The sequence below is a fragment of the Microbacterium sp. WCS2018Hpa-9 genome (genome assembly GCF_031843745.1).
Lineage (GTDB): Bacteria > Actinomycetota > Actinomycetes > Actinomycetales > Microbacteriaceae > Microbacterium.
Genome location: NZ_JAVTIY010000013.1, coordinates 13,750 through 37,953 on the forward strand (window position 1 = coordinate 13,750; position 24,204 = coordinate 37,953).

22 protein-coding genes are annotated in these 24,204 nt (G+C 69.0%); 16 read left to right on the plus strand and 6 right to left on the minus strand.

The window, feature by feature from the left end; genetic code table 11:
- The first annotated feature begins 29 nt into the window (after window positions 1–29).
- Window positions 30–1,349 carry an MFS transporter gene (locus RQG82_RS19425; protein ID WP_311260426.1) on the plus strand — a complete coding sequence of 440 codons (1,320 nt, stop codon included), beginning with the start codon at window positions 30–32 and terminating at the stop codon, window positions 1,347–1,349.
- Between the two features lie 60 nt (window positions 1,350–1,409).
- Here the strand turns inward: RQG82_RS19425 and RQG82_RS19430 are convergent, their stop codons facing one another.
- The 4 genes from RQG82_RS19430 to dhaK form a co-directional block, all read right to left on the minus strand.
- Window positions 1,410–2,699 (minus strand): hypothetical protein, encoded by a 1,290-nt coding sequence (locus RQG82_RS19430; protein WP_311260427.1) that lies wholly within the window; start codon window positions 2,697–2,699, stop codon window positions 1,410–1,412.
- A gap of 161 nt (window positions 2,700–2,860) precedes the next feature.
- Window positions 2,861–5,347, minus strand: coding sequence for a phosphoenolpyruvate--protein phosphotransferase (gene ptsP / locus RQG82_RS19435; protein WP_311260428.1), 2,487 nt, complete (start codon window positions 5,345–5,347; stop codon window positions 2,861–2,863).
- On the minus strand, window positions 5,347–5,988 hold the full coding sequence (gene dhaL / locus RQG82_RS19440) for a dihydroxyacetone kinase subunit DhaL (protein WP_311260470.1): 642 nt from the start codon (window positions 5,986–5,988) through the stop codon (window positions 5,347–5,349). Before dhaL ends, ptsP begins: the two co-directional genes overlap by 1 nt.
- On the minus strand, window positions 5,988–6,980 hold the full coding sequence (gene dhaK / locus RQG82_RS19445) for a dihydroxyacetone kinase subunit DhaK (protein ID WP_311260429.1): 993 nt from the start codon (window positions 6,978–6,980) through the stop codon (window positions 5,988–5,990). The genes dhaL and dhaK overlap by 1 nt, the downstream gene beginning before the upstream one ends.
- A gap of 160 nt (window positions 6,981–7,140) precedes the next feature.
- Between dhaK and RQG82_RS19450 the strand changes: the two genes are divergently transcribed.
- Window positions 7,141–7,908, plus strand: coding sequence for an IclR family transcriptional regulator (locus RQG82_RS19450; protein ID WP_311260430.1), 768 nt, complete (start codon window positions 7,141–7,143; stop codon window positions 7,906–7,908).
- Window positions 7,909–7,913: 5 nt separating this feature from the next.
- Here the strand turns inward: RQG82_RS19450 and RQG82_RS19455 are convergent, their stop codons facing one another.
- A complete protein-coding gene (locus RQG82_RS19455) occupies window positions 7,914–8,525 on the minus strand; it encodes a TetR/AcrR family transcriptional regulator (RefSeq protein WP_311260431.1) in 612 nt (203 codons plus the stop codon).
- Between the two features lie 111 nt (window positions 8,526–8,636).
- On the opposite strand from RQG82_RS19455, the gene RQG82_RS19460 reads away from it, so the two are divergent.
- From RQG82_RS19460 to paaK, 6 genes are read left to right on the plus strand one after another with little or no spacing between them, the layout of a single operon-like run.
- Window positions 8,637–9,824, plus strand: coding sequence for an acetyl-CoA C-acyltransferase (locus RQG82_RS19460; RefSeq protein ID WP_311260432.1), 1,188 nt, complete (start codon window positions 8,637–8,639; stop codon window positions 9,822–9,824).
- Window positions 9,821–10,552 carry an enoyl-CoA hydratase/isomerase family protein gene (locus tag RQG82_RS19465; RefSeq protein WP_311260433.1) on the plus strand — a complete coding sequence of 244 codons (732 nt, stop codon included), beginning with the start codon at window positions 9,821–9,823 and terminating at the stop codon, window positions 10,550–10,552. The genes RQG82_RS19460 and RQG82_RS19465 overlap by 4 nt, the downstream gene beginning before the upstream one ends.
- Complete coding sequence (locus tag RQG82_RS19470) at window positions 10,549–11,457, plus strand: 3-hydroxyacyl-CoA dehydrogenase family protein (protein ID WP_311260434.1); 909 nt, start codon at window positions 10,549–10,551, stop codon at window positions 11,455–11,457. The genes RQG82_RS19465 and RQG82_RS19470 overlap by 4 nt, the downstream gene beginning before the upstream one ends.
- Window positions 11,454–13,535 carry a phenylacetic acid degradation bifunctional protein PaaZ gene (gene paaZ, locus RQG82_RS19475; protein WP_311260435.1) on the plus strand — a complete coding sequence of 694 codons (2,082 nt, stop codon included), beginning with the start codon at window positions 11,454–11,456 and terminating at the stop codon, window positions 13,533–13,535. Before RQG82_RS19470 ends, paaZ begins: the two co-directional genes overlap by 4 nt.
- 5 nt (window positions 13,536–13,540) lie before the next feature.
- Window positions 13,541–13,924, plus strand: coding sequence for a hydroxyphenylacetyl-CoA thioesterase PaaI (gene paaI / locus RQG82_RS19480; RefSeq protein ID WP_311260436.1), 384 nt, complete (start codon window positions 13,541–13,543; stop codon window positions 13,922–13,924).
- A 43-nt stretch (window positions 13,925–13,967) separates the two neighbouring features.
- Complete coding sequence (gene paaK, locus RQG82_RS19485; protein ID WP_396653641.1) at window positions 13,968–15,263, plus strand: phenylacetate--CoA ligase PaaK; 1,296 nt, start codon at window positions 13,968–13,970, stop codon at window positions 15,261–15,263.
- A 34-nt stretch (window positions 15,264–15,297) separates the two neighbouring features.
- Here paaK and RQG82_RS19490 read toward each other — a convergent pair whose 3' ends face one another.
- On the minus strand, window positions 15,298–17,418 hold the full coding sequence (locus tag RQG82_RS19490) for a RecQ family ATP-dependent DNA helicase (protein ID WP_311260437.1): 2,121 nt from the start codon (window positions 17,416–17,418) through the stop codon (window positions 15,298–15,300).
- A gap of 115 nt (window positions 17,419–17,533) precedes the next feature.
- Between RQG82_RS19490 and RQG82_RS19495 the strand changes: the two genes are divergently transcribed.
- The 8 genes from RQG82_RS19495 to RQG82_RS19530 all read left to right on the plus strand — a co-directional run bounded on the left by RQG82_RS19495 (window position 17,534) and on the right by RQG82_RS19530 (window position 24,201).
- On the plus strand, window positions 17,534–17,953 hold the full coding sequence (locus RQG82_RS19495) for a pilus assembly protein CpaE (RefSeq protein ID WP_311260438.1): 420 nt from the start codon (window positions 17,534–17,536) through the stop codon (window positions 17,951–17,953).
- 87 nt (window positions 17,954–18,040) lie between these two features.
- Window positions 18,041–19,018, plus strand: coding sequence for a 1,2-phenylacetyl-CoA epoxidase subunit PaaA (gene paaA / locus RQG82_RS19500; protein WP_311260439.1), 978 nt, complete (start codon window positions 18,041–18,043; stop codon window positions 19,016–19,018).
- A complete protein-coding gene (gene paaB, locus RQG82_RS19505; RefSeq protein ID WP_056308954.1) occupies window positions 19,018–19,323 on the plus strand; it encodes a 1,2-phenylacetyl-CoA epoxidase subunit PaaB in 306 nt (101 codons plus the stop codon). The genes paaA and paaB overlap by 1 nt, the downstream gene beginning before the upstream one ends.
- Before the next feature lie 5 nt (window positions 19,324–19,328).
- On the plus strand, window positions 19,329–20,138 hold the full coding sequence (paaC, locus tag RQG82_RS19510) for a 1,2-phenylacetyl-CoA epoxidase subunit PaaC (protein WP_396653642.1): 810 nt from the start codon (window positions 19,329–19,331) through the stop codon (window positions 20,136–20,138).
- Window positions 20,132–20,638 carry a 1,2-phenylacetyl-CoA epoxidase subunit PaaD gene (gene paaD / locus RQG82_RS19515; RefSeq protein ID WP_311260440.1) on the plus strand — a complete coding sequence of 169 codons (507 nt, stop codon included), beginning with the start codon at window positions 20,132–20,134 and terminating at the stop codon, window positions 20,636–20,638. Before paaC ends, paaD begins: the two co-directional genes overlap by 7 nt.
- Window positions 20,638–21,819, plus strand: coding sequence for a 1,2-phenylacetyl-CoA epoxidase subunit PaaE (paaE, locus tag RQG82_RS19520; protein WP_311260441.1), 1,182 nt, complete (start codon window positions 20,638–20,640; stop codon window positions 21,817–21,819). The genes paaD and paaE overlap by 1 nt, the downstream gene beginning before the upstream one ends.
- 10 nt (window positions 21,820–21,829) lie before the next feature.
- Window positions 21,830–22,600 (plus strand): enoyl-CoA hydratase/isomerase family protein, encoded by a 771-nt coding sequence (locus RQG82_RS19525; RefSeq protein WP_311260442.1) that lies wholly within the window; start codon window positions 21,830–21,832, stop codon window positions 22,598–22,600.
- Between the two features lie 77 nt (window positions 22,601–22,677).
- Window positions 22,678–24,201 carry an ATP-dependent DNA ligase gene (locus RQG82_RS19530; RefSeq protein ID WP_311260443.1) on the plus strand — a complete coding sequence of 508 codons (1,524 nt, stop codon included), beginning with the start codon at window positions 22,678–22,680 and terminating at the stop codon, window positions 24,199–24,201.
- The last annotated feature ends 3 nt before the right edge of the window (window positions 24,202–24,204 follow it).

Below are 24,204 nucleotides of genomic sequence, written 5' to 3' on the forward strand. Positions count from 1 at the left end.
TCCCCCACCCGCAGAACAACGGAGTTCTCATGACGTCAGCAGTCTCCGCCCGCAACTCGACGGCGCGAATGCCCGCCGAGGAACGGCGAGTCCTCGCCAGCACTTTGGTCGGCACCTCGATCGAGTGGTACGACTTCTTCATCTACGCGCAGGCCGCCGGCCTCGTGCTCGCTCCTCTCTTCCTCGCTCCGATCGCTGAGGAGAACCCGGGGTTCGCGCAGGTGCTGTCCTTCGCGACCATCGGAATCTCCTTCCTCTTCCGTCCCCTCGGTGCCATCGTCGCCGGGCACCTCGGCGACAAACTCGGCCGCAAGAAGATGCTGGTCTTCACACTCGTGATGATGGGACTCTCCACCTCCCTGATCGGCCTGCTGCCGACCTACGCGGCGATCGGTGTCGCCGCACCGATCCTGCTCATCCTGCTCCGCATCCTCCAGGGGTTCTCGGCCGGTGGCGAGTGGGGCGGGGCGGCGCTGATGGCCGTCGAGCACGCGCCGACCAACCGCCGAGGCCTCTTCGGCGCCTTCCCGCAGATCGGCGTTCCGATCGGCATGATCCTGGCCACAGCCACACTCTGGGTGCTGACGAGCTCGATGTCACCCGAGGCGTTCCTCGAGTGGGGTTGGCGGATCCCGTTCCTGATGTCGATCGTGCTGATCGCCGTCGGCTACGTGATCAGGCGCGCGGTCGATGAGAGCCCGGTCTTCGAAGATCTGCAGCGCCGCCGTCAGGAGGCCTCGGCACCGCTGGGCCGCCTGTTCCGCAAGAACACCAAGCAGGTCGTGCTCACCGCACTGATCTTCATCGGCAACAACGCCGCCGGCTACCTGCTCATCGCATTCTTCGCCACCTACGCCGTCACCGCCCTCGGCATGGAGCGTCCTCCCGTGCTGCTGGCCACGACGCTCGCATCCTTCGGGTGGCTCATCTTCACCCTCTGGGGCGGCCATCTGTCCGATCGCCTCGGGCGGGTCCGCACCTTCCAGATCGGATACATCGCGCTCGCGCTCTGGGCCGTGCCGATGTGGTTCCTGATCGACACCGCGAACATCTTCTGGTACTTCGTGGCGCTGTTCGTGATGACATTCGCACTCGGGCTCTCCTACGGTCCGCAGGCCGCCCTGTACGCCGAGATGTTCCCTGCCAATGTCCGATACTCGGGCGTCTCGATCGGGTACGCACTGGGCGCCATCCTCGGCGGAGCCTTCGCACCGATGATCGCCGAGACGCTGATGAATCAGTTCCAGGCGGCGTGGACGATCGGCGTCTACATCGCCGCCACGGCGTTGATCTCGCTCATCGCCGTATCGATGGTGAAAGAGACGAAGGGCGTCGACCTGCGGGCCTGACCGACTCCTTCACACAGGCACGCAGAGGGCCGGTCGGTCACCCGACCGGCCCTCTGTCGGTCACCCGAAGACGGCGCCCTTGCGGGCCGTGGCGTCCTCGACCGTGATGCCGACGATCGTCGAGCCCTCTTCGACGACATCGCGGTCGGCCTGGAACCGGAAGACCTGACCGTCGCGCGTCGTCACGGCGTAGTAGTCATCGCCCGACGATGAGACGTCGACCACGGTGCCCCCGGGGTAGGCGGCCATCGCATCGGCCACGGCAGCGCCGAGACGAATGTCACCCCGATGCGGCAGTGCGGCTCCGTCATTGACCGCGTCTGCGCCGCTTCGGTCGTTCCCGATGGTGATCGACTGCACGGTGTCGCCGGCCTCGACCGGCTGCACCAGGATCGATCCGGCGTCCTGCGGTGCGATGAGCCTCCACGGTCCACCGTTGTACTCCGGCTCCACGATCTGCGCATCCTCGCCCACTGCGGCGAGAGCGGCATCGACCGAGTCGCCGAGACGAAGCGGCCCCACCCCTCCGACACCGATCTGCCACTCGCTCCACACAGCTCCTGGGTCGCCGGACGGGTCGGTCTCGGCGACAGGCGGGTTCTCGGTGAGCTCGTCGATCAACCCCGCCCTCGCCTCCTCTGCGCGGGTCTGCAGCAGCAGCGCGGCGGCCTCGGCGTCGAAGGTGCGATCGCCGGTGAAGGGCTGCCAGAGCTGCACGATCACGTTTCCGGTGGCGGCGAACGCATCGAACGTCTGCCAGCCGAGGCCGCGATCGACGAGGGTTCCGGCAAAGGCTCGGACGTCACCGGATGCCTCGGGGATCACTGCATCGAAGGTGACGGGCCCACCCTTGGTGAACGCTGCACACTGCTGCGCCGCCTGCAGGAGCTGGTCCATCCGCGCCTGCGCTTGCGCCTCGTCGGCGAACTGCAGCACGTGCAGGCGCCCGAAGCCGTAGCGGGGATCCGCCGGCACCTTCCACTCGACCGTTCTCGCACCGACCGTGCCGAGCGACTGCTCCGCGTAGAGGGCCTCGCAGATGGCGGGATCTGCGGGTTCGCCACCCCCGTCCGACACCTGCTCGAGCACCGGAGACGGTTCGCCGACCTCGGTGGCTTCGGGGACGAGGCCGACGATCTCCTCAGGGGTGAGCGCGAAGGCGTCGAGCTCGTCGCCGACGAACACGATGGGCCCCGCGTACGGCTCAGGGGCGGCTGTCGTCTGCGACGGCGAGGGCGTGGGCGGAGACGAGGTCTGAGGGGTCGGGGCGCAGGCGGTCAGAGCGACGAGAGCGCCGATCCCGATCGCTCCGAGCATCACGCGCGCCCGCTCAGTGGTGAAGATGTGCATGTCAACCCTCCGACTTCGTCACGCGTCGCTGTGAACGCACCCTCCCCGAATCCTAGGGGCGCAGCGGCACCCCTGCCGCGAGCGCCCGCATGTCGATATCAGAATGAGAGAAATTGCATGCCGCAAAACGCATACGTCCCGCGGGCGGGGTGCGGGACCCCTCATTCTCTGCCGAGGGCGGCAGCCGCAGCGACGCGCGCATCGGCCGCCGTCGCGGCTCGCAGCACCGCGTGCGCGGCGGCATCGCACTGCTCGCCGGTGACCTCGGCCAGCGCTGCCGCGACGCGGCCCAGTGCACGGGGCGTCATCGAGAGCGAGGTGACTCCGAGGCCCACCAGCACGGCGGCCAGAGCGGGATCGGCAGCGGCCTCGCCGCATACCCCCACCGGCAGGTTCCACCGGAGTCCGGCCGCTCCGGCCTGGCCGATCAAACGCAGCACAGCCGGCTGCCACGGATCGTTCAGGTCACCCAGCTCTCCGAGCAGACGATCCGCCGCGAGCGTGTACTGCGCAAGATCGTTGGTGCCGATGCTGACGAAGTCGACGACTTCGAGCATCTCGGAGGCGAGAAGTGCGGCTGAGGGTGTCTCGACCATCACCCCCACCTTCTCGAGTCCGGCAGCCCGCGCACGGTCTGCGAAGTCTCTCGCCTCATCGACCGTCGCGACCATCGGCGCCATCACCTCGACGAGCGCCGACTCCGCCATCGCTGCGAGTGCGAGCGCCCGCAGCTGATCATCCAGCAGCGCTGGTGTCCGCCGTGCGATCCGCAGTCCGCGCACCCCGAGGGCAGGGTTCTCCTCCTCGTCGTCGTTGGCGAACGGCAGCGGCTTGTCACTGCCGGCGTCCAACGTGCGCACGACGACCCTCCGCCCGGGGAATGCCGCGAGGACGCCTCTGTAGGCCTCGACCTGCTCGTCGATCGACGGTGCATCGATGCGGTCGAGGAAGCAGAACTCGGTGCGGAAGAGACCCACTCCCTCGGCGCCCGATTCAGCGGCCGCCGAGGCTTCGGCCGCACCGCCGACGTTGGCGAGCAGTGCGATCCGGCGTCCGTCTGCCAGCACGCCCTCTCCGTCGAAGGGCACGACGATCGCCGCGGCCTTGGCCTCGGCGATCCTGGAGGTGCTCGGGTCGACCTCGACCGTGCCCCGGTCACCGTCGACGAGCACGGTGGCGCCCGAGGCGATCCCCATCGCCCCGCCGACGCCGACGACCGCGGGGATCCCGAGCGAGCGCGCGATGATCGCGGTGTGCGATGTGGGCCCGCCCTGCTCGGTGACGAGCGCGACGCAGTTGCCGCCGTCGAGGGCTGCGGTGTCCGCGGGCGCCAGGTCGGTGGCCACGAGCACGAAAGGCTCATCCCGTTCCGGAACACCGGGCATCTCGACTTCGAGGATCTCGGCGATGATCCGGTCTCGGACGTCACGGATGTCGGCTGCGCGCTCGGCCATCCGGCCGCCCAGAGCCTTGAGACCCTTTTCGTGCGCGACGGCCGTCTCCCAGACCGCGCGGGCGGCGGTGCGTCCCTTCGATCGGACGAGCGCCGTCGCGTCGGCGACGAGTTCGGGGTCGGAAGCGAGCAGACGTGAGGCATCGAGAATCGCCCGAGCCTCTCCGGTCGCCGTCGACGTGCGGCGGCGCAGCTGATCGGCCACCGCCACGGCCGCCTTCTCGATCGCCGACACCTCGCTCTCGCGCTCACCCGCGTCGACCGTCGTGCTCGGGTCGGGCTCGTCGAGTGGTGCAGCCAACAGCACGGCCTGCGCCGCGACCCGCCCTGCGCTCACGCCTCGCCCTCGCAGCACCGCCCCGGACTCCACGGGTGGTGCCACCGCCGACGAAGCAGTCGACCGGGTGCGCACGAGCTCTTTCGGTGGCGTTGCAGCCTCGGTTCCTTCACCGAATCCCTCGTCGAACAGCACGACCAGCCGATCGAGTGCAGCCTCGGCGTCCGCCCCCGTCGCTGCGAGTCGCACCTCGTCGCCCTGTCTGGCGCCGAGCATCAGCAGCCGCGACAGACTGGCGGACGCGGCCTCCGGCCCGTCCGGCAGCCGCCTCAGCCGCACATCCGCCCCCGAGGAGGCCTCTGCGATCAGCGCGGCCGGACGAGCATGGATGCCGAGCGGATTGCGCACGGTGACCACGCGGGTCACCGCATCGCTGTCTGAGAGTGTCGGTGCGAGTGTCTCCGCCAGCGCCGGTGCGGCGATGGACGCGGGTTCGTCCTGGTCGCGCAGCTGGCCGGTCTTCGCGCTCAGCGCCGCGGAGGCCTCCTCGGCCACGACCTCGAGCGATCCGCCGGCCGCCGCAGACACGACTGCGGCGAGCAGCCCTTCCACGAAGGGCGCCGGCGTGAGGCGAACATCGACGTCGCTCATCCGCAGCTCGAGCGCGAGCTCAGCGCTCAACACGGCCGAGCCGAGGTCCATCAGCACCAGCACCCCGTCGCAGTCGGCGGCCAGTTCGTCGATGGCCGCGGCGACGGCCACGGCATCCGTTCCGAGGATGTCGGCGCCGTCGGCATCCGTGCCCGCACCCGCCGCCACCCGGACGCGCACTCCCCCGCCCCGCACCATCTGCAGGGCAAGCTCCAGGGCCGCCTCCCCGAGTCGAGCACTGTGGGAGACGGCGACGATGCCGATCATCAGGACGATTCCGCGGTGGTCTGTGCAAGCGCCTCGAACAGCAGCGTCGTGGACGCCGCACCCGGATCGATGTGCCCGGCGCTGCGCTCACCGAGGTAGCTCGCTCGTCCCTTGCGTGCCACCAGGGGCTCCGTGGCGTCACGCCCTGCAGCCGCAGCGACGGAAGCCGCTGCCGTCGCCGCCGCGAGATCCGCCCCGCCCGCGATCGCCGCGTCGAGTGCATCCACCGCGGGTGCCATCGCATCGAACATGGTCTTGTCACCGGCCTCGGCCTTGCCCCGAGCGACGATCCCGTCGAGACCCGCTCGCAACGAGGCTGCGAGCCCGGCGGCATCGAGTTCGGTCACGGGCCCGGCCGCCATGCCCATCCGCAGGAACAGGGTTCCGTACAGCGGACCGCTGGCACCGCCGACCGAGCTCACGAGAGTCATGCCGACGGTCTTCAGCAGCTCGTCGACGGTGGGCGGCACCCCCGAGTCGAGCTTGGCCACGACCGCATCCATGCCCCTGGTCATGTTCGCTCCGTGGTCGGCGTCGCCGATCGCCGAGTCGAGCTCGGTCAGCCATTCGCGCTTCTCGGTGATCACGTCGCGGAAGCGGTGGATCCAGTCGGCGAGGGCCGCGGTGTCGACGCTCGCCATCATGCTCCCCACCGCAGGCCGGGCGTGTTCACGGGGGCATCCCAGAGTCGCAGCAGCTCGTCGTCGGCCTTCAGGACCGTGAGCGAGCATCCGGCCATGTCGAGCGAGGTGATGTAGTCGCCGACCAGGTTGCGCGCGATCTGCACCCCGGCCTTCTCCAGCAGGGGCACGACCTCGCCGTACATCAGGTACAGCTCGATCAGCGGCGATCCGCCCATGCCGTTGAGCATCACGATCGCGGGTCCGGCAGCATCCAGGTCGGCGAGGATCGGCTCGACGAGCTGTCGGGCGATCTCGGATGCCGGGGCCAGCGGCTCGCGATGCCGACCGGGTTCGCCGTGGATGCCGATGCCGATCTCCATCTGGTCCTCGGGCAGGTCGAACGTGGGCTTGCCTGCCGCGGGAACCGTGCAGCTCGTGAGCGCCATCCCCATCGAGCGACCCTGGCTGTTGATGCGCTGGGCGAGCGCGACGACCGCGGCGAGATCCTGCCCCTCCTCGGCCGCCGCGCCGACGAGCTTCTCGAGCAGCACGGTCAGCCCGACGCCACGACGCCCTGCTGTGTAGAGAGAGTCCTGCACGGCGACATCGTCGTCGACGATCACGGTGCCGACCTCGATGCCCTCCATCGAGGCAAGCTCGGCGGCCATCTCGAAGTTCAGCACGTCACCGGTGTAGTTCTTGACGATGTGCAGCACGCCGGCGCCGCGGTCGACGGCCTTGGTCGCCGCTTGCACGCGGTCGGGGGTCGGTGAGGTGAACACCTCGCCGGCGACGGCAGCATCGAGCATGCCCACCCCCACATATCCGCCGTGCAGCGGTTCGTGTCCTGACCCGCCACCCGAGACGACCGCCACCTTGCCCTGCGCCTTCGGCGTCGCGCGCGTGATGACCTGGGTGTCGTGGTCGACCGACAGCTCCGGATGCGCGAGGGCGACGCCCCGCAGCGATTCGGCCAGCACATCGGCGGGGTTGTTGATGAGCTTCTTCATCGTTCGATCTCCCTTGATCTCTGCAGTGGCGATCTTTCGCAATATTGGAAAGTTATTCGTCAATGTCGAATATGCTCGGGCCCAGTCGAGTTGTCAAGATCGACTCGGACAAACGACATGACGGCCCGGCTCGACGACGAACCGGGAGGGAGGACGCACCGTGATCCAGGCCATCGATCGCGCCGCGAAGGTGCTCGAGCTGCTGCAGGGCGCGCGCCACCTCGGCATCACCGATCTCGCCCTTGCTCTGAGCCTTCCGCCGTCGACCGTGCACGGGATCGTCAAGTCATTGCGGGAGCACGGGCTGGTCGCGAAAGAGCGCGGCGGTCAGCGCTACATGCTCGGCCCGACACTGCTGCGACTCAGCAACGTGTACCTCGACACGCTCGACGTCAGGGCACGGGCGATGCGGTGGACGCAGGAGCTCGCGCGCCGTACCAATCTGCCTGTGCGGCTCGGCGCCCCGCACTTCCACGAGGTGCTCGTCATCCATCACGACCTGCGCCCGGACGACAGCCAGCAGATGCTCGAGACCGGCGTCGCGATCCCCGCCCACGCCTCGGCGATGGGAAAGGTGCTGCTCGCGCACGACCTCGGCTTTCAGCGCACCGTGTTCGAGCGCCCCCTGACCAGCCTCACCGGCGACACGATCACCGACATCGCCCGGCTGATGCTCGAGCTGCCGGCGATCGCGGAACGCGGCAGTGCGTCGGAGATCGACGAGGCGGTGCTCGGCGAGTCGAGCGTCGCCGCACCGGTCGCCGACGCGTCGAACGACATCGTCGCCGCGGTCGCCGTCGTGATGCCCACGTCGCGGGCTCCCGCCTCGGACGCCGTGCTGAACGCGCTCCGAGAGACGGCCCGCAACATCTCGCGGGAGCTCGGAGCGACCAGCTGGCCTCCCCGGGTGGCGCCGGCCGACGACTAGTCGGCTCAGCGCGACTGCAGTCCGTCGAGGCTCACTCGCAGGATGTCCTCGCCGAGCTCATCGGGGTCGACGGGTCCGCCGGGGCGATACCACTCGACGACCGAGTTGATCATGCCGAAGATGAGCCTGGTCGCGACCGCGGCATCCACGTCGTCGCGGATGAGCCCCTCGGCCTGGGCTTCGGAGACGATCGCCGTCACTCGCTGATCGAAGGCCCGTCGACGCACGAGCGCCGAGGTCTCGACATCGCCGTTGCCCCGCACACGAAGCAGCAGCGTGACCGAGGGCAGCTTCTCGGTGAGCACGCGCACGGCCCCGCGGATGATCGACCGCAGGCGATCGGAGGCGAGCGGATGCCGCGCCGTCGCGTCGTCGACCACAGCCTCGAGAGCGTCGAGAGCGTCGTCGAGCGCGAGCTCGAGGATCGCCGACTTGGACTCGAAGTGGTGGTAGAGCGCCGACTTCGTCAGCCCGAGGGTCGCGCTCAGGTCTGCGACGCTGGTCGCGTCATAGCCCTGCTCGTTGAACACCTTCACGGCGACCGCGAGCACCTGCTCACGGTCATAACCTGGCCGGCCCCTCTTGGGAACCGGCGCCTCGAATCCGAGCTGCACCATGAGCCAAGTCTGTCATTGCCGGTGAGTTGCCATCCGCCCGAGGATCTGAGATCGTATTCCTGACCGATCGGTCTGAAATTATCGCCAGCGTGGGCGTTCGAGAGGATGACGATGTCCGAGGCCTATCTCGTCGACGGGGTCCGCACCGCCGTCGGTCGCTACGGGGGTGCACTCGCCGGGATCCGTCCCGATGATCTGGCAGCCCTCGTGGTCAGAGAGACCGTCACCCGGTCGAGGATCCCCGCTGAAGCGATCGACGAGGTCATCCTCGGCGCCGCGAACCAGGCAGGCGAAGACAACCGCAACGTCGCCCGGATGGCCGTTCTCCTCGCGGGCCTCCCCGACTCGATCCCCGGCCTGACCGTGAACCGGCTCTGCGCCTCGGGCATGTCTGCCATCGCGATCGCCGCGAATGCCGTGCGCGCGGGCGACGCCGATCTCATCCTCGCCGGCGGCGTCGAGTCCATGACACGAGCCCCCTGGGTGCAGGCGAAGCCGGAGCGCGCATGGGCCAAGCCCGGCGCGGCCTTCGACACGTCGATCGGCTGGCGCTTCACCAACCCTCGACTGAGCGAGCGCGACAAGGCGACGTTCTCGATGCCCGAGACGGCAGAAGAGGTCGCCCGCGTCGACGGCATCAGCCGGGCGGACGCCGACGCATTCGCGCTGGAGAGCCACCGGCGGGCCGTCGCCGCGATCGATGCGGGGCGCTTCGCCGACGAGATCGTCGGGGTCGACACGGGCCGCGGCATCGTCGACACCGACGAGGGCCCGCGCCGCGACACCACCCTCGAGGCACTCGCGAAGCTGCGCGCCGTCGTGGCCGGTGGCGAGGTCGTCACCGCCGGCAATGCCAGCTCTCTGAACGACGGGGCCTCCGCGATCGTCGTGGCGAGCGCCGAAGCCGTCGAGCGACACGGACTGCGACCGCGAGCGCGGATCGTCGCCTCGGCCACAGCCGCACTCGCACCCGAGATCATGGGCCTCGGCCCCGTGCCCGCGACGCAGAAGGCGCTCGCGAAGGCGGGTCTGCAGATCGCCGATCTCGGCGCCGTCGAGCTGAACGAGGCCTTCGCCTCGCAGTCCCTCGCCTGCATCCGCCGACTGGGTCTCGACCCGGCGATCGTCAACGCCGACGGCGGCGCGATCGCGCTCGGGCATCCGCTCGGCTCGAGCGGGTCCCGCCTGATCGTGACCCTGCTCGGCCGCCTCGAACGCGAGAACGCACGCTATGGCCTCGCCACCATGTGCGTCGGCGTCGGGCAGGGCACGGCCATGATCGTGGAGCGTCTGACGTGAGCCTGCAGATCGAGGAGCTCGACGACAGGGTCATCGCCACCCTCGACCGCCCAGAGAAGCGCAACGCGATCGATCAGCAGACGGTCGACGCGCTGCATGAACTGTGCGCGCTGCTCGAACAGACGCCGCGCACGCTCATCCTCACCGGATCGTCCGGCGTCTTCGCAGCCGGTGCCGACATCGCGCAGCTGCGTGATCGCACCGCCGACGATGCCGCGAAGGGCATCAACGCGATGGCGTTCATCCGCATCAACGAGTTGCCGATGCCGGTCATCGCGGCGGTCGACGGCTACGCACTCGGGGGCGGAGCCGAGCTCGCCTATGCCGCCGACATCCGCATCGCGACGCCCGCGCTGCGCATCGGCAACCCCGAGACCGGACTCGGCATCATCGCCGCGGCGGGTGCGACGTGGCGTCTGCCCGAGATCATCGGGGCCGCCAGGGCGAGCGAGATGCTTCTCACCGGGCGAGCGCTCGATGCCGAGGAGGCGCTTCGGTGGGGGCTCGTCTCGTCACTGCATCCCTCAGACGAGCTGCTGCCCGCAGCACACGCGATCGCCGATCGCATCGCGACGAACGATCCACTCGCGACGCAGTACACGAAACGCGCTCTGCGCACTCCCCGGGTTCAGCATCCGGCCATCGAGCTCGAGCTGCAGGCCGAACTGTTCGAGTCTCCGGAGAAGCACCGCCGCATGACCGCGTTCCTCGAGAGGAAGAACCGATGAGCGAGCAGCACCCCCGGTCGTCGAGCGAGCCCACCGAGACGACACGCTCAGACCACACACCCGCGACCGTCGGTGTGCTCGGCGGTGGGCGAATGGGCGCCGGCATCGCGCACGCTTTCCTGATCGCAGGTTCCCGCGTCACGGTCGTCGAGCGCGATGGGGAGAGCGCGGATGCCGCGCTGCAGCGGATCCGCGAGAGCATCCGTCGATCCGTGGAGCGCGATTCCGCGCTCGACGAAGCCGAGATCGGCTCGCGCCTCACGACCGGCACCGACATCTCGTCCTTCGCCGACAGCGACCTCGTGATCGAGGCCGTTCCCGAGGACCGCGCCCTCAAGGACGACGCCCTCGCCCGCGCCGAAACGGCGATGCCCGACCACGCCACTCTGGCGAGCAACACCTCGTCGATCTCGATCGACGACCTCGCCGCGACTCGGCTTCGCCCCGAGCGCTTCCTCGGCCTGCACTTCTTCAACCCTGTGCCGGCATCGGCCCTGGTCGAGATCGTGCACGGGACAGCGACCGATGCCGTCGTCACCGAAACCGCCGGCCGCTGGGTGAGAGCCCTCGGCAAGACGCCGATCGTCGTGAGCGACTCCCCCGGATTCGCGTCGTCGCGCCTCGGCGTGATGCTCGGGCTCGAGGCGATCCGCATGCTCGAAGAGGGCGTCGCATCGGCTGCGGACATCGACGCGGCCATGACGCTCGGATACCGACATCCGATGGGCCCGCTGCGCACGACCGACGTGGTCGGTCTCGATGTGCGCCTGGGCATCGCCGAGGAGTTGGAACGCACGCTCGGCGAGCGGTTCGCTCCGCCGGATCTGCTGCGGCGCATGGTCGCCGAGGGAAAGCTCGGCCGCAAGAGCGGCGAAGGGTTCTATTCATGGAACGAGGAGAGATGACCGAGTATCTGCCGAGCTACGTTCAGGGCGAGTGGTGGACTCCCTCGTCTCCCGCGCGGTCCACGGAGGTGCGTGACGCGTCCACCGGCGATGTGGTCACGCTCGTCTCCACCGAGGGCCTGGATCTGGCCGGCGCGCTCGAGCACGCCCGCACCGTCGGGCAGAAGACCCTCGGTGCGCTCACCTTCCATCAACGCGCGGTGCTGCTCAAGCAGTTCGCTCTGGCACTCACCGAGCGCAAGGACGAGCTGTACGCGTTGTCTTCCCGCACGGGGGCGACGAAGACCGACTCGTGGGTCGACATCGACGGCGGCATCGGCGTGCTGTTCTCGTACTCCGGCAAGGGGCGACGCGAGCTGCCGAACGGCCGCGTGCACGTCGACGGCCCGGTCGAGCCGCTCTCGAAGGACGGGTCGTTCCTCGGACGCCACGTCTATACGACGCTGCCCGGAGTGGCCGTGCAGATCAACGCCTTCAACTTCCCGGTCTGGGGGTCGCTCGAGAAGTTCGCTCCGGCCTTCCTCGCCGGCATGCCGACGCTCGTGAAGCCCGCGACGCCGACGGGATACCTCGCCGAGGCGATGGTGCGCATCCTCGTCGAGTCGGGTCTGCTGCCGGACGGATCGCTGCAGCTGGTGAGCGGCAGCGTCCCCGACCTCTTCGAGAACCTTCGGCTCGGCGACATCGTCGGCTTCACCGGCAGCGCGTCGACGGCCGAGAGTCTCAAGGCTCACCCTACGGTGCAGACGGGTGGAGTGCGGTTCACCGCGGAGACCGACTCGATCAACGCCTCGGTGCTCGGCACCGACGCCGTCGAGGGCACACCGGAGTTCGACGCCTACGTCCGCCAGCTCGTCACCGAGATGACGACCAAGGCCGGGCAGAAGTGCACGGCGATCCGCCGGGCGATCGTGCCCACCGATTCGGCGGATGCCGTGATCTCGGCGGTCCAGGCGCGCATCGCGACCAAGACGGTGCTGGGCGACCCCCGTGCCGAGGGGGCGACGATGGGCCCCCTCGCCTCGACCGCACAGCGCGATGAGGTGCTGCGTCAGGTCGCGAAGCTGCAGGGCGCCGGCGGTCAGATCGTGGTCGGGTCGACGGATGCTCCCGAGGTGCGCCTCGCCGACGGAACCACCGGGCTCTCGCCCGACGGCGCGTTCGTCTCGCCGCTGCTGCTGCGCTTCGACGATCCGCAGTCCGACGCCGCGCACTCGATCGAGGCGTTCGGTCCGGTGTCGTCGCTGCTCACCTACGACACCATCGCCGAGGCCGCCGCACTCGTCGCCCGAGGCGGCGGCTCGCTCGTCACCAGCATCGCGACGCATGATCCGGTGCAGGCGGTGGAGTTGGCCACCCGCATCGCGCCGTTCAACGGCCGGATGCTGCTGCTCGACCGCGACGACGCTCGTTCCTCGACCGGTCATGGGTCTCCGCTGCCGAACCTTGTGCACGGCGGGCCCGGTCGCGCAGGCGGCGGGGAGGAACTCGGCGGCATCCGCGCGGTGCTGCATCACATGCAGCGCACTGCCGTGCAGGGATCGCCCGAGATGCTCACGGCGCTGACCGGTGTCTGGCACGCGGGAGCCGCAGCACACAGCGACGGCCGGCATCCGTTCCGCAAGTCGCTCGCGGAGCTCATGATCGGAGACCAGATCGTCTCGGCATCGCGCGAGGTCACCCTCGACGACATCGAGACCTTCGCGCACTTCACCGGTGACACGTTCTACGCGCACATGGACGAAGCGGCGGCCGCGGCGAACCCGTTCTTCCCCGGCCGTGTGGCACACGGATACCTGCTGGTCTCGTGGGCGGCCGGTCTGTTCGTCGACCCCGAGCCGGGTCCCGTGCTCGCGAACTACGGTCTCGAGAATCTGCGGTTCATCACTCCGGTCTCGCCCGGCGACACGATCCGCGTCGAGCTCACCGCCAAGCAGATCACCCCGCGCGAGACCGACGAGTACGGCGAGGTGCGCTGGGATGCCGTGATCCGCAACCAGGCCGACGAGCTCGTCGCGACCTATGACGTGCTCACGCTGGTCAGCAAGGAGCCCACGCCCGAGGTCGCAGCCGCATGAGGCCGATGATGCAGCGCGATGCCGCGTCGGCGATGCTCGGCATGATCATCGAGCTCGACGAGCCCGGAGAGGCGGTCGTGTCGATGACGGTGCGCGACGACATGCTGAACGGCTTCGCGATCACACACGGCGGACTGGTGTTCACGCTCGCCGACACGGCCTTCGCGATCGCCTGCAACGAGGACGAACGAGTCACGGTCGCGGGCGGCGCGGACATCACGTTCCTCAAATCCACGACGGCGGGGCAGCAACTCACAGCACGTGCGCGTCGCCGCGTCGTCAGCGGTCGCAACGGCATCTACGACGTGACGGTGACCGATGAGACCGGCGACGTCGTCGCAGAGGTGCGCGGTCGATCGCTCACGACGAACCGATCTCACCCGGACTGAGCAACCGCACCCTCAGAGCCCGTTCACCACGAAGGAGTCGACGATGACTGGAACACGTGCCGAGATCGGCACCGAGGCGGAGCTGCATTCGCCCGACATGCTCGCCCGGTTGCAGCTGGAGCGCCTGCAGTGGACGGTGCGGCACGCCTACGAGAACGTGCCGACCTACCGGCGCAAGTTCGACGAGCACGGTGTGCACCCCGACGAGATCCGCACCCTCGACGACGTGCAGAAGCTGCCGTTCACCACCAAAGCCGATCTGCGCGAGAGCTACCCGTTCGGCATGTTCGCGGTGCCCATGCCCGACGTCCGGCGCATCCATGCGTCGTCGGGCACGACCGGGCGGCCGACCGTCGTCGGTTACACCGAGGGCGACCTCGACCGGTGGGGCGACCTGATCGCGCGGTCGCTGCACGCCGCGGGGATCCGCGCCGGCATGAAGGTGCACAACGCCTACGGCTACGGGCTCTTCACCGGCGGACTCGGGGCGCATGCCGGCATCGAGCGGCTGGGCGCCACGGTGATCCCGGTCTCGGGCGGTCAGACCGCTCGGCAGGTGCAGTTGATCGCCGATTTCGAGCCGGACGCCATCCTCTGCACGCCGAGCTACCTGCTCACGATCGCGGACGCGATGGAAGCCGCGGGAATCGACCCCACGCAGACGTCGTTGAAGGTGGCCGTGCTCGGCGCCGAGCCGTGGACGAACGAGATGCGCCGCGAGATCGAGCGACGGTTGAACATCGATGCGGTCGACATCTACGGCCTCAGTGAGGTGATGGGGCCTGGCGTCGCGAGCGAGAGCGTGCTCACGAAGGACGGCCCGCACATCTGGGAAGACCACTTCCTGCCGGAGATCATCGACGGCGACACCGGTGGGCGGATGGCTGACGGCGAGCTGGGCGAACTGGTGTTCACCTCACTGACCAAGGAGGCGTTCCCCGTCATCCGCTACCGGACCAGGGATCTGACGCGTCTGCTTCCCGGAACGACGTATCCCGCGCTTCGACGCATGGAGAAGATCACCGGGCGCAACGACGACATGATCATCCTGCGCGGCGTGAACCTCTTCCCCACCCAGATCGAGGAGCTGGTGATGGGCATCGAGACGCTCACGCCGCACTTCGTGCTCGAACTTCACCATGTCGCGCACCTCGACTCCATGACCGTGCGCATCGAGCGGCATCCGTCGTTGAGCGTCGAGGAATGCGACGCCGCAGCCGCGGTGCTCACGCATCGCATCAAGATGCACATCGGCACGAGCGTCGACGTGAAGGTCGAGGAGCCGGGCACGCTGCCGCGCAGCGAGGGCAAGTACAAGCGGGTCTACGACCTGCGGTGAATCACCGTGAGTCGCCGCCCGTGAGCCGCCGGCGTCAGCCGCGCAGCGCGAGCACGAACGGCAGCACTTCGGTGGCGCCGGCCTGGCGAAGCGTGCGGGCGGCGACGGTCGAGGTCCAGCGACTGTCGGCCAGGTCGTCGACCAGCAGCACGGGGCCCGCGGGTACGTCGAGGTTCTGCGCACTGAACCTCTCCCACAGCCCGGCGAGACGGAACACGCTGTTGCCGCCGGGCTGACCGCTCGGGCCGCCGTTGACCGGCTCGAGCGCGCCGAGGTAGGGAAGCCGTCCGATCTCGGAGATCCCGCGGGCGAGCGAGTCTACGAGCAGAGGATGCGACCGCGAGGGCATCGCTATCACCGCGACAGGGCGTTCCGCCCAGCCCCAGTCGGCGAGCACTCGCACGCATCCGCCGAGCACCTGCGGAGTCACGGCGGCATCGGGAGCCCCTGCAGCGAAGAGCTCGCGCAGGGTGCCACCCCAGCCGAGATCGGTCAGGCGAGCGAGAGCCCGTCCTTCTCCTGCCTGCTCCCCCGCCGGAATGCGCCCCTTGACGGGCACGTCGAGCTTGTCGGCACCGGTCGGCCAGGCGCGGCGTGGCTCGACGGGAACCCCGACTCGGTCGAGCGACTCGGCCGCCTGAGTCGTCGCAGATTCGCCGATCTCGCGGGGGAACCAGATGCCCGCGCAGTTGTCGCATCTTCCGCACGGCGCTGCGGTGTCGTCATCGAGCGAACGCTGGAGGAACTCCATCCGGCACCCGTCGGTCTGCTCGTAGTCGATCATGTGCTGCTGCTCGGCTCGGCGCTCGCCCGCGATGCGCTCGTAGCGCTCGGCGTCATAGGTCCACGGCTCGCCCGTGGCGACCCAGCCGCCCTGCACGCGCCGCACCGCGCCGTCGACATCGAGCACCTTGAGCAGCAGCTCGAGCGGCGTGCGGCGGATGTCGACCATCGCCTCGAGCGCCGGCGTCGAGATCGGCTGATCGCCGAGCGCGGCGATCACCCTCTCGGCGCGCTCGCGATCCGGCATCGACGCGGTCGCGAAGTAGTGCCAGATGTCGCGGTCTTCGACACCGGGCAGCAGCAGCACGTCTGCACTCTCGCTGGCGCGGCCCGCGCGGCCGACCTGCTGGTAGTACGCGACAGGCGACGACGGCGCACCGAGGTGCAGGACGAAACCGAGGTCGGGTTTGTCGAAGCCCATGCCGAGCGCGCTCGTGGCGACGAGAGCCTTGACCTCGTTGCGCTTCAGCATCCCCTCGGACTCAGTGCGCTCGTCGGTGTCGGTCTGCCCCGTGTAGGCCCGCACCTCGTGGCCGTGGTCGCGCAGCAGCCGGGCCGTATCGACCGCAGCCGCAACGGTGAGTGTGTAGATGATGCCCGACCCCGGAAGGTCGTCGATGTGGCTGAGCAGCCAGGCGAGCCGGCTGGCCGAGTCACGCAGGCGCAGCACACCGAGGCGCAGCGACGTGCGGGCGAGCGGCCCGCGGATCGTGAGCACCTCAGCGGCCCCGTCATCCGATGACCCTCCCGTGCCGAGCTGCTCGGCGACGTCGGCCACGACCCTGCTGTTCGCCGTCGCTGTCGTCGCGAGCACCGGAACCTCTGGCGGCATCTGCTCGATGAGGTCGCGCAGCCGTCGGTAATCGGGCCGGAAGTCGTGACCCCAGTCGCTGATGCAGTGCGCCTCGTCGACTACGAGCATCCCGATCCGTCTCACGAGTGCCGGCAGCTGCTGCTCGCGGAACGCCGGGTTGTTGAGTCGCTCGGGAGAGACGAGCAGCACGTCGACCTCATCTCGGTCGAGCTGCTCCATCACCTCCGACCACTCATGCGCGTTGGTGGAGTTGATGGCCACGGCTCGGACGCCCGCACGCTCGGCGGCGGCGATCTGGTCGCGCATCAGAGCGAGAAGTGGCGACACCAGCACGGTCGGCCCCGCCCCCTGCCGACGCAGCAGCAGCGTCGCGACGAAGTACACCGCCGATTTGCCCCACCCCGTGCGCTGCACGACGAGCGCGCGGCGGCGCCCCTCGACCAGCGCCTCGATCGCCTCATATTGACCGTCGTGGAAGTCGGCGTCTGAGCGGCCCACCAGTTCGCGCAGCGCCGAGAGCGCAGCCGTGCGGGTGTCGACAGAAGAGGGGGATGTCATCGCTCCACTGTGCCTCATGCCACCGACGTCGGGCCCAAGGCCGCCGACACCGGGGGCATCGTCATCCACAGGCAGATCCGCGCCGCCACCTGACCCCGTCGTCTAGCGTGGAAAGATGATCACCCGAGAACTGGCCGTATCCCTGCGCGATGCCGGACTCGTGTGGCATCCATCCGAGGGCGATCGCTTTCAGCTCGACCTCCCGAACGACGTCGAACTCGAAGCCGAGGCCGACGTCTTCACGGTCAGCGCGATGACGATCGAGGCGCGCCAGACCCCGAGCGGCACAGACCTCGCCTTCAACGGCACCACCGAGTGGGCGCTCGACGCGGTCACCCTCGCGGACGCGGTCTGGCTCCCCCGCGAAGACCAGCTGCGTGAGCTGCTGCGCGGCACGTTCCGGGCACTGACCCGTCTTTCCGACGCCTTCGTCGTCGAGGTCGAGATCGCCGGCGATGCCCTGCGTTTCGAGCATCCGGATCCCTCAGAGGCCTACGGACTCGCCCTTCTCGACCTCGTCTCGCGCTCCCGCTGAGCGCCGCTTCTTGCGCACGACGGACGGGCATGTCAGAATTACCTAACGACCGGTCAGTAAAGCGGATCGGATACCGAGGAGTCGATGATGACCAGCCCCGCAGATCTCTCCCTCGTCGATGGCGAGCTCTCAGACGATGAGCGCCTGTTCGACGAGCTCATCGCCAACGAGCAGCGCATCGAGCCCCGCGACTGGATGCCCGACGCGTACCGCAAGACGCTGATCCGTCAGATCTCGCAGCACGCGCACTCCGAGATCATCGGCATGCAGCCGGAGGGCAACTGGATCACCCGCGCGCCGAGCCTCAAGCGCAAGGCGATCCTGATGGCCAAGGTGCAGGACGAGGCGGGCCACGGCCTCTATCTCTATTCCGCCGCGCAGACCCTCGGCATCACACGCGACGAGATGATGGACCAGCTGATCAGCGGCAAGGCCAAGTACTCGTCGATCTTCAACTACCCCACCCCGACCTGGGCCGACATGGGCGCGATCGGGTGGCTCGTCGACGGAGCCGCGATCTGCAACCAGGTGCCGCTGTGCCGCGCGTCCTACGGCCCGTACGGTCGCGCCATGGTGCGCGTGTGCAAAGAGGAGTCGTTCCACCAGCGGCAGGGTTTCGAGATCCTGCTCTCCCTGATGCAGGGAACCGACGAGCAGAAGCACATGGCGCAGGATGCCGTGAATCGCTGGTACTGGCCGAGCCTGGCGATGTTCGGCCCGCCCGACGACCAGTCGCCGAACTCCGCCCAGTCGATGAAGTGGAAGATCAAGCGCTTCACCAACGACGAGCTGCGTCAGCGCTTCGTCGGGATGCTGGTGCCGCAGGCCGAGATCCTCGGCGTCACCCTGCCAGACCCCGATCTGCGCTTCGACGAGGAGACGGGCCAGTACGTGATCGGCGAGATCGACTGGGATGAGTTCTTCGAGGTGCTTCGGGGCAACGGCCCGTGCAACGCCGAGCGTCTCGAGCGCCGACGCACCGCGCATGACGAGGGCGCGTGGGTGCGCGAGGCCGCGGCCGAGTACGCGCGCAAGCAGGCGGTCAAGGCGAAGGCTGTGGCGTGATGGCGACGCCCGGCGCCGACGAGCGCGAGCCCTGGCCTCTCTGGGAGGTCTTCGTGCGCGCGAACCGCGGTCTGAGCCACGTGCACGTCGGATCCCTGCACGCCCCGGATGCCGACATGGCGATCCGCAACGCCCGCGACCTCTACACGCGCCGCGGCGAGGGTGTGTCGATCTGGGCCGTACCCGCCGATGCGATCACCACGAGCGACCCCGACGCCAAGGGCGCATACTTCGAGAGCCCCGCTGGCAAGAACTACCGGCACGCCGTCTACTACACGGCGTCCGAGGGGGTGCCGCACCTGTGAACGACATCCACGGAGACGTCTCGGTCGCCGAGCTGCGACTGAGCGAGGAGCTCACCGGTGCAGGAGCCACGGCCGCATCCGCAGACATCGCCGAGTACGCCCTGTGGCTGGGCGATGACGCGCTGATCCTCTCGCAGCAGCTCGGCGCCTGGATCTCTCGCGCTCCCGAACTCGAAGAAGACGTGGCTCTGGGCAACATCGCGCTCGACCTGCTCGGCCACGCCCGCTCGTTCCTGCACTTCGCCGGCTCGTTCGACGGACGCTCCGAAGACGATCTCGCGTACTTCCGCGATGAGCCCGAGTTCCGCAGCGCCTGGATCGTCGAGCAGCCCAACGGCGACTTCGCGCAGACGATCGCACGGCAGTTCGTCGTCTCGACCTACATGTTCGAGCTGTACGCGGCTCTGCGGGCGAGCACGAACGAGACGTTCGCGGCGATCGCCGAGAAGTCCCTCAAAGAGGTCGACTACCACCGCGACCACGCGGTGCAGTGGGTGCTGCGGCTCGCCGGAGGCACCGACGAATCACGGCAGCGGATCATCCGCGCGCTGACCGACGTATGGCCTTACGTCGACGAGCTCTTCCGCGACGAGCGACTGATCGATCGTCTCGGCGATGCCGCCGTGCGCCCGTCGAGTCTTCGCGCCGGCTTCGACGCGGTGGTCGACACGGTCTTCACCGAGGCGGAGCTGACGGTGCCTGCGGTGGCGGCATCCTCCGCGGGCGGCAGACACGGGGCGCACGCCGCTCCACTCGGCCATCTGCTCGCCGAGATGCAGGTTCTCGCGAGACGGCATCCGGGGGCATCATGGTGATCGACACCCTCCAGACCGAGTCCCAGGCTGCCGCCTGGCGGATCGCCGCCGCTGTGGCGGATCCCGAAGTCCCTGTGCTCACGATCGAGGACCTCGGCGTGCTCCGCGCCGTCACGGTCGACGGCGACGTCGTGCGAGTCGACATCACGCCGACCTACAGCGGGTGCCCGGCGATGGACACGATCCGTGACGACGTCATCCTGGCCCTCACCGCGGCCGGGTACGCGCAGGTCGAGGTGCGCCTCGTGCTCTCCCCCGCATGGACGACGGACTGGATGTCGGATGCCGGCAAGCAGAAGCTCTCGCAGTACGGCATCGCGCCTCCGTCGGGGCGCTCCGCGCTCTCGTCCGGCCCGATCCGCCTCGCGATCAGCGTGCGCTGCCCCCGGTGCGGTTCGCTCGACACCCGCGAGGTCTCGCGTTTCGGATCCACCTCGTGCAAGGCGCTGTTCGAGTGCCGCGCCTGCCTCGAACCCTTCGACCACTTCAAGGTGCACTGATGTCGCTGTTCGCCCCGTCCGGCGCCGTCGCACCGGCATCCGTTCGTTCGCCCTCTGCAGCGACCACGAAGAAGCGCGCCCGCTTCCACACCCTCACCGTCGAAGAGGTCCGGCCGCTCACCGACGACTCGGTCGAGGTGACCTTCGCCGTGCCCGCCGAGCTCGCCGACGACTACGACCATCTGCCGGGCCAGTACGTGGCGCTGCGCACCACCCTCGAGGGCACCGAGGTGCGCCGGTCGTATTCGCTGTGCCGCGCCCCCGAGCATCGCACGGCGGAGCAGATCGCGGCGGGCACGCCCACCCGCCTGAGCGTCGCCGTGAAGCGCGACGAGGGCGGCCTCTTCTCCACATGGGCGCAGACCGGGCTGCACGCCGGGTTCGAGATCGATGTGATGAGTCCGCAGGGCACGTTCACCTCGGGGCTCGACGATCTCGATCACCGCCACGTCGTCGGCATCGCCGCAGGCTCGGGCATCACGCCGCTGATGGCACTGGCGCACACCGTGCTGACCCGCTCGGACTCGTCGCGCTTCACCCTGCTCAACACGAACCGATCGACACTCGACGTGATGTTCCTCGAGGACCTCGCCGACCTCAAAGACCGGTATCCGACGCGAGTGACGCTGCACCATGTGCTCTCGCGCGAGCAGCGCACGGCTCCCGTGCTGTCTGGACGGATCGACGAGGAGAAGCTGCGCACCATCCTGGGGAAGCTCATCGACCCGAGCGACGTCGACGAGTGGTTCCTCTGCGGTCCGCTCTCGCTCGTCGACCTGTGTCGCGAGGTGCTCGCCGACGTCGGCGTGCCCCGAGAGCACATTCGGTTCGAGCTCTTCACCACCGGCGATGAGCCCGTGCGCGCCGCACGCCCTGTCGAGGTGCGGGCCGGCGAGAAGACGATCCGCATCGAGGTGAATCTCGACGGCGTCTCGTCGACGGTCGAGAGCCCTGTCGATGCACACGAGTCGGTGCTGAACGCGGCTCTGCGGGTGCGGCCCGACGCCCCCTTCGCCTGCGCCGGCGGTGTGTGCGGCACGTGCCGCGCCAGGGTCGTCGAGGGCAGCGTGACGATGACCGAGAACTATGCGCTCGAGCCGGACGAGCTCGCACGAGGCTACGTGCTGACCTGCCAGTCGCACCCGACGAGCGACCGCATCGTGGTCGACTACGACGTCTGAGGAGCATCCGATGATCGATCTCACCATCGCCGACGACGTCGCGACGGTCGTGCTGAATGCACCGGCCAAGCTGAACTCGCTCGACGAGCAGGCCCTGCGCGATCTCGGTCGCGCCTATGACGAGGCCGATGCGGCCGGCGTGCGCGCGCTCGTGCTGCGCGGCGAGGGACGGGCGTTCTGCGCCGGACGCGACATCTCAGCGGTCGACCCACGCGACGACGACGTGATGGGCTACCTCGGCGGACTCGTGACGCCCCTGCTGCAGCGGATGGCGCGTTTTCCCGCGCCGACTTTCGCGGTGGCTCACGGTGCGTGCCTGGGCGTCGGACTCGGGCTGCTGATCGCCACGGATGTCGTCTATGTCGCGGAGTCGGCGAAGATCGGCTCGCCGTTCGCGGCACTGGGCGCCACGCTCGACTCGGGCGGACATGCGCTCTTCGTCGAGCGTCTCGGCGCGCACAAGACGCTCGACCTCATCTATACAGGGCGCCTGATGAGCGGTGCCGAGGCCGTGAGCTCGGGCCTCTTCTCACGTGTTCTCCCCGACGACGAAGTGCTGCAGACGGCGACGGATGCCGCGGCGACCGCCGCGCGCGGTGCCACCGCCGCATTCCTCGCGAGCAAGCAGCTCGTCTCTCGCATCCGCGACGAGCGGATGGCGCTGTGGGACTCGATCGACATCGAGAACGCCGCGCAGGCCGCGCTGTGCGACACCGACGACTACCGCGAAGGGTTCGCGGCTTTCCAGGAGAAGCGCAAGCCCGAGTTCCGCGGGCGCTGAGCCCATCCGCTTAGTGCGGCAGGCCGGGCGAAAGCAAGGCCGTCGCCGATGTCGGATGCCAGTGCCAGACTGCATCCATGTTGCTCTCGGACCTCGTCTCGACCGCTGAAGAGGTCACCGCCACCGCATCGCGCCTCGCCAAGATCGATGCGCTGTCACAGCTGCTCGCGCGTGCGGACGCGGACGACGTCCCCGTCCTCGTCGGGCTGCTCCTCGCGACACCGCGTCAGGGACGCCTGGGGGTGGGCTGGCGCGGGATATCCGCCCTCGAGGTGATGCACGCCGATGAGCCGTCGCTGTCGATCAGTGACATCGACGCGGCGTTCGAAGCGCTGGCGAGCGCTTCGGGCTCGGGGTCTGCGGCCGCCCGGACCGATATGCTCTCCGCTCTCGCCAGCCGCGCCACGGCCGCCGAATGGGATTTCCTGTCGCGCGCGATGCTCGGCGAGCTGCGCACCGGTGCGCTCGGCGGCGTGCTGCTCGACGCGATCGCTCGCGCCTCGGATCGCCCTGCGGCATCCGTGCGACGAGCAGCGATGCTGTCCGGTGACCTGGGTGACACGGCGGTCATCGCCCTCACAGGCACCGCGGCCGAACTCGACGCCGTGAGCCTGGTCGTCGGCCGGCCCGTGCTGCCGATGCTGGCCTCGACCGCGGCGACTCCCACCGCTGCCCTCGAGGTCACGGGCAGGGCGTCCGTCGAATACAAGCTCGACGGTGCGCGCATCCAGGTGCACCGCAGCGGCGACGACGTGAGCGTGTACACCCGCAGCCTGGCCGACATCACCCACCGTGTGCCCGAGATCGTCGAGATCGTGCGCGGTCTTCCCGCCCATGACCTGATTCTCGACGGCGAGACCCTGTCGCTCGATGAAGACGGCGGCCCCCGACCGTTCCAAGAGACGATGTCGCGGTTCGGAGCCGACGTCTCGCGCGAGCTCGTGCTGCGCCCCTGGTTCTTCGACATCCTGCACGTCGACGGACGCGATCTGCTCGACGAGCCGCTCTCGACCCGCCTGGCCGAACTCGAGAAGGCCGTCGGCGAGTGGCGCATGCCGGGCGTCGTCACCGACGACCCCGAGGCTGCCGAGCAGCTGTCACGAGAGGCGCTGGCGGCCGGGCACGAGGGCGTCGTCGTCAAGGGCGTCGATGCGCCCTATGCGGCAGGCAGGCGCGGCAAGTCCTGGGTCAAGGTCAAACCGGTGCTCACTTACGACCTCGTCGTGCTCGCGGCCGAATGGGGCTCGGGCCGACGGCAGGGGTGGCTCTCGAATCTCCATCTGGGCGCACTGGATCCGAGCGGAGAGTTCGGCGAGCCGGGCGGACTCGTGATGGTCGGCAAGACCTTCAAGGGCCTGACCGACGAGCTGCTGCGCTGGCAGACCGAGCAGTTCCCACTTCTCGAGACACGACGCACGCAGTCGACGGTGTTCCTGCGCCCCGAGTTCGTGGTCGAGATCGCGATCGACGGCGTGCAGCGATCGCCCCGCTACCCCGGTGGCATCGCTCTGCGCTTCGCACGCGTCAAGGCGTACCGGCCAGACAAGACCGTCGCAGACGCCGACACGATCCAGACTCTGCGCTCGCTGCAGCGCGGCTGAGAC